The organism is Streptomyces sp. NPDC002573, from assembly GCF_042889625.1.
GTDB lineage: Bacteria > Actinomycetota > Actinomycetes > Streptomycetales > Streptomycetaceae > Streptomyces > Streptomyces gibsoniae.
The window spans coordinates 1-8,584 of the sequence record NZ_JBIARC010000154.1 but is presented as its reverse complement, the minus strand read 5'-3'; the positions used below and the strand labels follow the sequence as shown (position 1 = coordinate 8,584).

Annotated in this window: 8 protein-coding genes; 7 read left to right on the top strand and 1 reads right to left on the bottom strand. The window is 70.2% G+C overall.

Translation table 11 applies throughout. The features are described from left to right. On the bottom strand, window positions 1-224 hold a 224-nt coding region (locus ACFYX0_RS45815), incomplete at its 3' end, for a transposase (protein ID WP_388981258.1). Window positions 225-723: 499 nt separating this feature from the next. Between ACFYX0_RS45815 and ACFYX0_RS45810 the strand changes: the two genes are divergently transcribed. The 7 genes from ACFYX0_RS45810 to ACFYX0_RS45780 all read left to right on the top strand — a co-directional run. Next, the gene (locus tag ACFYX0_RS45810) at window positions 724-927 is read left to right on the top strand and encodes a hypothetical protein (RefSeq protein WP_388981255.1); all 204 of its coding nucleotides are present in this window, start codon (window positions 724-726) and stop codon (window positions 925-927) included. A gap of 170 nt (window positions 928-1,097) precedes the next feature. Further along, the gene (locus tag ACFYX0_RS45805; protein ID WP_388981252.1) at window positions 1,098-2,321 is read left to right on the top strand and encodes an ROK family protein; all 1,224 of its coding nucleotides are present in this window, start codon (window positions 1,098-1,100) and stop codon (window positions 2,319-2,321) included. Further along, a complete protein-coding gene (locus tag ACFYX0_RS45800; protein WP_388981250.1) occupies window positions 2,318-3,250 on the top strand; it encodes a carbohydrate ABC transporter permease in 933 nt (310 codons plus the stop codon). Before ACFYX0_RS45805 ends, ACFYX0_RS45800 begins: the two co-directional genes overlap by 4 nt. Next, window positions 3,243-4,160, top strand: coding sequence for a carbohydrate ABC transporter permease (locus tag ACFYX0_RS45795; RefSeq protein WP_388981247.1), 918 nt, complete (start codon window positions 3,243-3,245; stop codon window positions 4,158-4,160). Before ACFYX0_RS45800 ends, ACFYX0_RS45795 begins: the two co-directional genes overlap by 8 nt. A gap of 41 nt (window positions 4,161-4,201) precedes the next feature. Further along, window positions 4,202-5,506, top strand: a complete 1,305-nt coding sequence (locus tag ACFYX0_RS45790; RefSeq protein WP_388981244.1) for an ABC transporter substrate-binding protein — start codon at window positions 4,202-4,204, stop codon at window positions 5,504-5,506. 110 nt (window positions 5,507-5,616) lie between these two features. Beyond that, on the top strand, window positions 5,617-6,729 hold the full coding sequence (locus tag ACFYX0_RS45785) for a glycoside hydrolase family 15 protein (RefSeq protein WP_388981241.1): 1,113 nt from the start codon (window positions 5,617-5,619) through the stop codon (window positions 6,727-6,729). Beyond that, window positions 6,726-8,584 (top strand): TIM-barrel domain-containing protein (locus ACFYX0_RS45780; protein ID WP_388981238.1); only part of this gene is annotated, 1,859 nt, incomplete at its 3' end. The genes ACFYX0_RS45785 and ACFYX0_RS45780, both read left to right, overlap by 4 nt.

Here is an 8,584-nt window from a genome sequence, read left to right as displayed (position 1 = left end):
CGTCGCCAGCAGGTCATGCCGGAACCGAAGCCCAGCTCCTGCGGCAGAAACTCCCACGGAATGCCCGTGTACAGCACGAACAGGATGCCCGACAGGACCTTCCGGTCGTCCAGACGCTTGCGCCCCGGGTGATCTGTGCGGCGCGGCACGACCGGCAGCAACGGCTCGATCCGTGCCCACAGCTCATCCGGCACGATCCACGGCGGCTGCTCACCCTTTCTCATGTGCAGGCTAACAAGCCATCAGGCGCCAACATTCCAAGGTGAGTTGCAGCATTCTGTTAGGAGTTCTTAGCGAGAAGCCCCCGGCTTTAGCCGAGGGAGGAGTCACGGACCTGACTACCGACGCCTACGAATACGGCGACTGACGGACCGTGAGTCCGCCCACTGCCGCCGCTGGAACACCGGGTCCAGCGGCGGCCGCCGTGGTTCGGGCCACGCCCTCGGCGGGCGGGATACCACGCATGTGCCGCGGCCACCGGCCCGCAGGGCGGAGCGCTGTCCGCACGGCCCGACATCTCGCCGTACACGGCGAGTTGGGACCACGACCCCGCGAACCCCGTGACGTTCACCAAGCGGCCCGTCGCATGGACGGCGCGGCTGGCGATGCGGTGGCGGGGTTGTTCTGGGCGTTCGTGCCGTCGTGGGCCGGGTGGTGTGGTCGTCGGGCTGGGTGGGCCGGATGGCGAACGTGTCGCGGGCGTAGCCGTCCATCGGGTGCGGCGTGGCCAGGGCCGGAGCGGTCGGCTCGCTGCGGGCCGTCGCCGTCGCCGTCGCCGTCGCCGTCGCCGTCGCCGTCGCCGTCGCCGTCGCCGTCGCCGTCGCCGTCGACGGCGGGGTCGGCGGGTCGCCGGGCGCCTGGGCGGTTGAGGGGCTTGGTCCGCCGCGCGCCGCCAGGGTCGCGGACGCGCCCGCGAGCCTGCCGTGAGTGCCGACTGCACGCAGAGATCGGGTGCGAGCCGGTCCCGTGGCGCAGGCGGAGTCGTGTGGGGCGGTGGTGGCGCCGGAAACATCGTGGAAATGGGGGGTTGACGCGGTGGGATGCCCGTCCTAGCGTTCGTTCCGCCAGTTTCTTAAGTGACTAAAGAAAGAGCGCGAATGAACAGGTTGGCGGGTGATGATCTCTCCAGTACGGCTGTGCTGGCCCTGCTGGGCCGGGCCGGGCCTATGTCGCGGGCCGCGCTGGCCCGTGAGCTGGGGATGAGTCCGGCGACGCTGACCCAGGTGACCCGGCGTCTGCTGGCGCAAGGAGTGATCGAGGAGCTCGACCGTCAAGAGCCCTCCCGCGGGGGCCGGCGCGCTCGGCTGGTCGGCTTGGTCGGCGATGCCGGCCGGGCCCTGGGCGTCAAGGTGGCCGCCGACCACGTCGCGCTGGTCGACATGCGCTTGGACGGGCAGGTCACCGACACGGTGACGATCCCCTTCGACGCCACGGCGCTCGAGGCGGTGCCCGCGATCGTGGAGTTGCTGCGCCCGTTCACCAACCCGCGCGAGGATCTGCCTGCCCTGCTGGGGATCGGGGTGGGGATCCCCGGCAGCGTCGACCGTCCGGACAGCGGCGTCGTGGACGCCGCGATGCTGAACTGGCGGCACGTGCCGCTGGGGACCATGCTCGGCGCGGCTTTGGGGCTTGCCGTTTTGGTGGAGAACGATGTCAACGCGTTGGGCAGCGGGGAGCGCCTGTACGGGCGGGGCCGCAGCCTGAACGACTTTCTGGTGGTCACCATCGGTCGTGGCGTCGGTCTGGCCATCGTCGCGGGCGGCCATGTCTACCGTGGCGCCCACGGGGGCGCCGGGGAGTTCGGCCATGTTCCGGTCGTGGCGGACGGTCCGCAGTGCGTGTGCGGGAATCACGGATGCCTGGAAGCCCTGATCGGTGATGACGCCCTGCTGCGCACCGCGCGCTCGGCCGGCCTGGTCGGCCAGGACGCCACACCGGATGATCTTGCCGGGCTTGCCGAGGGAGCCGGAGACGGGGCCGAGAAGGCCCGCGGCATCCTGCGGGAAGCGGGAGAGATCCTGGGGCGTCAGCTGGCTGGGCTCACCACCGTGCTGGACCCCGAGGAGATCGTGGTCATGGGGGAGGGGACCCGTTCCTGGCGCTGGTGGGAGCCGGGCGTGAGGGCAGCCCTGCAACGCCATGGACGCCGCCGGGATCAGGAGCCGGCGATCACTGTCGAGCCGTATACGGACACGATCTGGGCGCAGGGAGCTGCTGCCCTGGTCCTCGCCGCGTCGTTGGACGGAGGTGTCGGCAGCGTCGACCCCCGTCGCCGTATCCACGGGCTCGGCGACGGCGCGGGCAGCCGGAGTGCGACATGACGATCAACCCCCTGTCGGCGCGTGCCGGCCGCCCACCGGTCGTGGCCGCGATACGACGGCGCAAGTGGCGCAACCGCGCCGCGGTGGCGTTCTTCCTGGCGCCGAGTGCGATTCCGCTCCTGCTGTTCACCGCGGGCCCGATGCTCTCCTCGCTGTGGATCAGCCTGCATTCCTGGGACCTGATCTCCCCGATGCGCTGGGTGGGCCTGGCCAACTACACGCACTTGCTGGGCGATGGCGACACCCGTGCCGCGTTCTGGCACACCGTGTACTTCATCGTCGGCTATCTGCCGCTGGTGTACGTGGGCGGTCTGGCGCTGGCGCTCGCCCTCAACCGGCGCATGCGGGGGCGCAGCATCCTGCGGTCGGTCTACTTCCTGCCGGTGGTCACCAGCTGGGTCATGGTCTCTTTGACGTGGAAGTGGATCCTCAGCCCCGACGGGGGACTGCTCAACCGGGCCCTGGCGGCGGTGGGTCTGCCGAGTCCCGACTGGTGGGCGTCCCCGACGTGGGCGCTGCCGTCGGTGATTCTTGCCTCGGCGTGGAAGGACCTCGGGTTCGTCATGGTCATCATGCTGGCCGGGCTGCAGGCCATCCCGCAGGAGCTGTACGAGGCGGCCACGATCGACGGAGCAGGTGCCTGGCAGCGCTTTCGGCGTATCACGCTGCCGCTGCTGTCGCCGTCCACCTACTTCGTCGTCCTCATCTCGCTGATCAACGGCTTCCAGGTGTTCGACCAGGTCTTCGTGATGACCGGCGGCGGCCCTGCGGGGTCCTCGCGGCCCGTCGTCGAGGAGGTCTACGACCTGTCCTTCAGGTACGGGCAGGTAGGCACAGGCTCGGCCCTGTCCTGGCTGCTGTTCGTGGTGATCATGGTGGTCACCGTCGTCATGACCCGCATCCAGCGCCGGTGGGTGACCCATGCCTGAACTGACCCGGACTTCCGCCCGGCCCCCCGCGGCCACGCTCGGCACCTCCGCCGTCTCTGCGCAGCGCAGCGCGCGCCGCAGCCGGCCCCGAACCGCCCGACGGCGCCTGCGGGCGGCGTCCCTGACCGCCCTGGTCGTCCTGGGAGCGGCCGGGATGCTCTTCCCGTTCCTGTGGATGCTGATCACCTCACTACAGCCCGACGGAAGCGGCATCTCCGCCCCCTCCCTCCTGCCCCGGACCGTCAGCGGTGACGGCTACCGCAGCCTCTTTCACGCGGTGCCCTTCACCCGGGTCGCCGTCAACAGCCTGTGGCTCGCCCTGGCCTCGACCGCCATCCAGCTGATCACCAGCTCCATGGCCGCATACGCCTTCTCCCGGCTGCGCTTTCGCGGCCGGGGCCTGGTGTTCGGCTGCTACCTGGCCACCATGATGGTTCCGCTGCAGGTCCTCATCGTTCCGCTCTTCGCGGAGATGAAGACACTCAACCTGGTCGACACCTACGCGGCCGTCCTCGCCCCGACCCTCGCCTCCGGCTTCGGAGTGTTCCTGCTGAGGCAGGCAATCGACGCCGTGCCCCGGGAACTGGACGAGGCGGCCCGCCTCGACGGCGCCGGCCACCTGCGGATCTTCGTCTCGGTGGTGCTGCCACTGGTGCGCCCCGCGCTGGCGACCTTCTCCGTCTTCGCCTTCATGGCCAGCTGGAACAGCTTCCTGTGGCCGCTGGTCATCATCCGATCGCCGGAGTTCATGACCCTCCCGCTGGCACTGGCCAATCTCCAGGGCCAGTTCAGTACCCAGTGGAACGTGACCATGGCCGGCTCCGTCCTCGGCACGCTCCCGATCATGATCCTTTACCTGTTCGCCCAGAAGTACGTGGTGCAGAGCGTCGCCCAGTCGGGCCTGAAGTAGCCCTGGCCCGACGCTGCCTCGTCGCCCCTTTCACTCCCTCCATGCCCTCGCATCCCCTGCCACCCCAGGAGACCGTCATGCACACTCCCCGGATCGCCCTCGCCGCCGGCATCGCGGCACTGGCCCTGACCACCGCCTGCGCCCAAGGCTCCGCGACCAGATCGGCCTCCTCCGACGGCGAGACCACCGTCCGCTACATGACCTTCTCCGCCGGCGCCGACCACGCCAAGGACCTCGATGCCATCGTCGCGGCGTTCGAGAAGGACAACCCCACCATCAAGGTCCAGGTGCAGTCCGTCCCCTACACGAATTACGCCACCACGCTGCAGACCGCGATCTCCGGCGGCACCGCACCGGACACCTTCGAACTCGACCAGCAGAGCCTGGCCGCCTACGCCTCCTCCGGCGCCCTTTTGGACCTGGCCCAGAGCGCCGCCAAGGACCCGGCCTACCACTCCTCGGCCTACGCCCCGGCCAACCTCAAGGCCGCACAGTACAAGGGCACCCAGTACGCCCTGCCGGAGTCCTTCTCCACCGTGGTCCTCATCTACAACAAGACACTCTTCGCCAAGGCCGGCGTCGCCACCCCCACCGCCGGCTGGACCTGGAAGGACGAGCAGGCCGCCGCACGCAAGCTCACCGACGCGGGCAAGGGCGTGTGGGGCGATTTCCAGCCCATCACCTTCAACGAGTTCTCCAAGGCCCTCGACCAGGCGGGCGGCTCCTTCCTGTCCGCCGACGGCACCAAGGCGACCTTCGACAGCCCCCAAGGCATCGCCGCCGCGAAATGGCTGATCAGCAAGAACAAGACGACCATGCCCGACGCGGCCAAGACCGCGAACACCCCCGACTACGACACCAACCTCTTCAAGGCCGGCAAGCTCGCCATGTGGCACAACGGCAACTGGCAGTTCAGCGCTCTGCAGAACGTGCCCTTCGACTGGGACGTGGCCGTCGAGCCCGGTGACACCCACAAGGCCAGTGCCGTCTTCCAGAACTCCGTCGGCATCTCCAAGAACACCCCTCACGCCGATGCCGCCTTCAAGTGGCTGGCCTACCTGACCGCCTCCGACACCACCGCCAAAACCCGTGTCGACTCCTCCTGGGAACTCCCGCCGCTGGCCGACACCAGCAAGGTCGCCGGCTACCTCAACGCGGGCAAGCCGGCCAACCGCCAGGCCGTCTTCGACTCCCTCAAGCAGCAGGCCACCGCGCCCGTCATCGCCAAGCAGCAGCAGATGCAGGACATCGTCAACAACGCCCTCGCCGATGCCGCCGCCGACCGCACCGATGTCGCCAAGGCGTTGTCCCAGGCCGCCCGGCAGGTCACCGCACTGCTGAAGTAAGGCCTCGGGCGCCCGCGGGAGACCTGACCGCCCCGCGGGCGCCCGAACCCCCGGCCACACCGGGTACCGCTGCTCCTTCCCACCCGTACCACCCACACAGGAGACACGCCTTGTCCACCCCCACGACGCAGTCGCCCGGTCATGCGCGCCTGGCCCGCCGCAGCCTGGAGGTGATCACAGCCCACCAGGCGCCCTCCGGGGCCTACCCGGCCTGCCCGAGCTACCCGGTCTACCGCTACTCGTGGTTCCGCGACGGGTCGTTCATCGCCGAGGCCGCCTCCCGCGCAGGCGCCGCCGACTCCGCCGACGCTTTCCACTACTGGTGCGCCAAGGTGGTCACCGATCGCGCCGACCGCATCGAGCGGATCGTCGCGGCGAAAGCCGCGGGCCGACAGCCCGCCGAGGCCGACCTGCTGCCCACCCGCTACACCCTGGACGGCCAGGACACCGGCGACGTCGGCTGGTGGGACTTCCAGACCGACGGCTACGGCACCTGGCTGTGGGCGCTGAGCGAGCATCTGCGCCGGCACGGCGGCGATGCGGCCCCCTACCGCGAGGCGATCCGCCTCACCGTCGGCTATCTCGCCGCGACCTGGGACCTGCCCTGCTACGACTGGTGGGAGGAGTCCAAGGAACACCGGCACGGGGCAACCCTCGGCGCCCTGCGCGGCGGCCTCGCGGCCATCGAGGCGGCCGGCCTCGACGACTCCGGGGTGTGCGCACCCACGGTCGCGCAGATCGATGCCCTCGTACGCGAACGCGGCCTGCACGAGGGCCACCTGGCGAAGTGGCTGGGCAGCCCGGCGGTGGACGCGAGCCTGCTGGCTTGCCTGACCCCGTTCGCCTCCGTGGACCCGGCCGGGCCCATCGCCCAGGCAACCCTCGCCGCGATCGAGCATGACCTGCTCGAGCCGGAAGGCGGCGTGCACCGCTACCTGGGGGACGTCTTCTACGGCGGCGGGCAGTGGCCCGTTTTGGCCGGCCTCCTCGGCTGGCACTACGCACGCATCGGCCGCACCGACGACGCCCGCCGCGAACTGGACTGGATCGCCTCCCACGCCACCGCCGACGACTTGCTGCCCGAACAGGCCCCCGGCGCAACCCTCCTGGCGCCCGAACACCTGCCCCGGTGGCAGGAGCGCTGGGGAGCGAACGCGACCCCGTTGCTGTGGTCCCACGCGATGTACCTGATCCTCGCCCACGAACTGGAAGTCTCCGCATGATCCGCCACCGCCCCAACGGCTCGGGCCACGCCTACCAGCCCACCGACGACCAGCGCGTGCCCGTGACCCCCCTGGCAGGCGAGCCCTTCGAGATCCGCGCCTCCACCGGAGGCGGCATCCAGGCCGTGGTGTGCGAGTGGGACACCGGTGACGGCGTCACCGAACTGACGGCCACCATCGAAGACGCCATCGGACAAACCGGCGACAGCGGCGGGAACTCCGACAGCCATCTCGCTGCCGCGGCGGCGGGCGGCCGCGACCGGCGCCACCGGTGGGTGGTACGCCCCGCCCCGCTCGCCGAAGGCACAACCGCCCGCTACCGCTTCGCGGCCCGCCACGAAGACGGCCGCATCCGCCGGACCTCCTGGCACACCGTCGCCCCGGCCGCATGGCACAAGGGGGCCGCACAGCTGCAGGTCACCCAGGAAGCCGGCCGCCTGGTCGGGGACTCCGCCTCCAGTCTGGTGGCCGCCGACGGCACGGTGCTGCGCATCCGCTTCGCACTGCGGCTGGCACCCGGCGAGCACGTGGTCGGCTTCGGCGAGCGCTACAACGCCGTCGATCAGCGCGGACGCACCCTGGACGCCCAGGTCTTCGAGCAGTACAAGGGACAGGGCTTCACTCCCCGCACCTACCTGCCGATGCCCTTCGCGATGGTGCTGGGCGGCGACAGCTGGGCCTTCCACCTGCGCACCTCCCGCCGCACCTGGTACGACATCGGCGCGAGCGATCCGGACCTGCTGTGGATCGAGGCCGAGACTCCGCCGGACGGCTCACTGGAGACGGTCTGCCTCAGCGGCGCGCCCCACGAACTGCTGTCCGCCTTCCTCGACGAAGTCGGCCGCCCCGAGGAACTGCCCGACTGGGTCTTCCGCCTGTGGGCCAGCGGCAACGAGTGGAACACGCAGCAGCGCGTGCTGGCCGAGATGGACCGCCACCGCGACGAGGACATCCCCGTCGGCGTGCTGGTCATCGAAGCATGGAGCGACGAGGCGACCTTCACCGCCTTCCGCGACGCCCAGTACACCGTCAACGAGGACGGCGCCCCCCACCGCCTGAGCGACTTCACCTTCCCTCCCAACGGCGCCTGGCCCGACCCCAAGGGCATGGTCGACGAACTCCACCAGCGCGACATCAAGGTGCTGCTCTGGCAGATCCCGCTGATGAAGATGCGCCCCGCACCCCGCGGCCAGGCCGCCGCGGACGCCCGCGCGATGATCGACCACCGATACACCGTCATGGAGGAAGGCGGCAAGCGGCCCTACCGCAACCGCGGCTGGTGGTTCCCCCAAGCCCTTCTGCCGGACCTCACCAACCCCGAGGCACGTCAGTGGTGGCTGTCCAAGCGCCGCTACCTGGTCGACGAAGTCGGCATCGACGGCTTCAAGACGGATGGCGGCGAACACGCCTGGGGCGAGGACCTGCGCTACGCCGACGGCACCACCGGCGCACAGACCAACAACCTCTTCACCGTCGAATACCCCTCCGCCTACCGCGAGTTGCTGCGCCAGAGTGGCAAAGCGCCGATCACCTTCAGCCGCGCCGGGTTCACCGGCTCGCAGAACGCAGGCGCCTTCTGGGCCGGCGACGAGGACTCCACCTGGGACGCCTACCGCCACTCCCTCAACGCCGGCATCACCGCCTCGGCCTGCGGCATCATCTACTGGGGCTGGGACATCGCGGGCTTCTCCGGCGACGTCCCGGACGCCGAACTGTATCTGCGGGCCCTCGCGGCATCCTGCTTCATGCCGATCATGCAATACCACTCGGAGTACAACCACCACCGGCTGCCGCTGCGCGACCGCACCCCGTGGAACATCGCCGACCGCTCCGGCGACCCCCGCGTCCTGGAGAT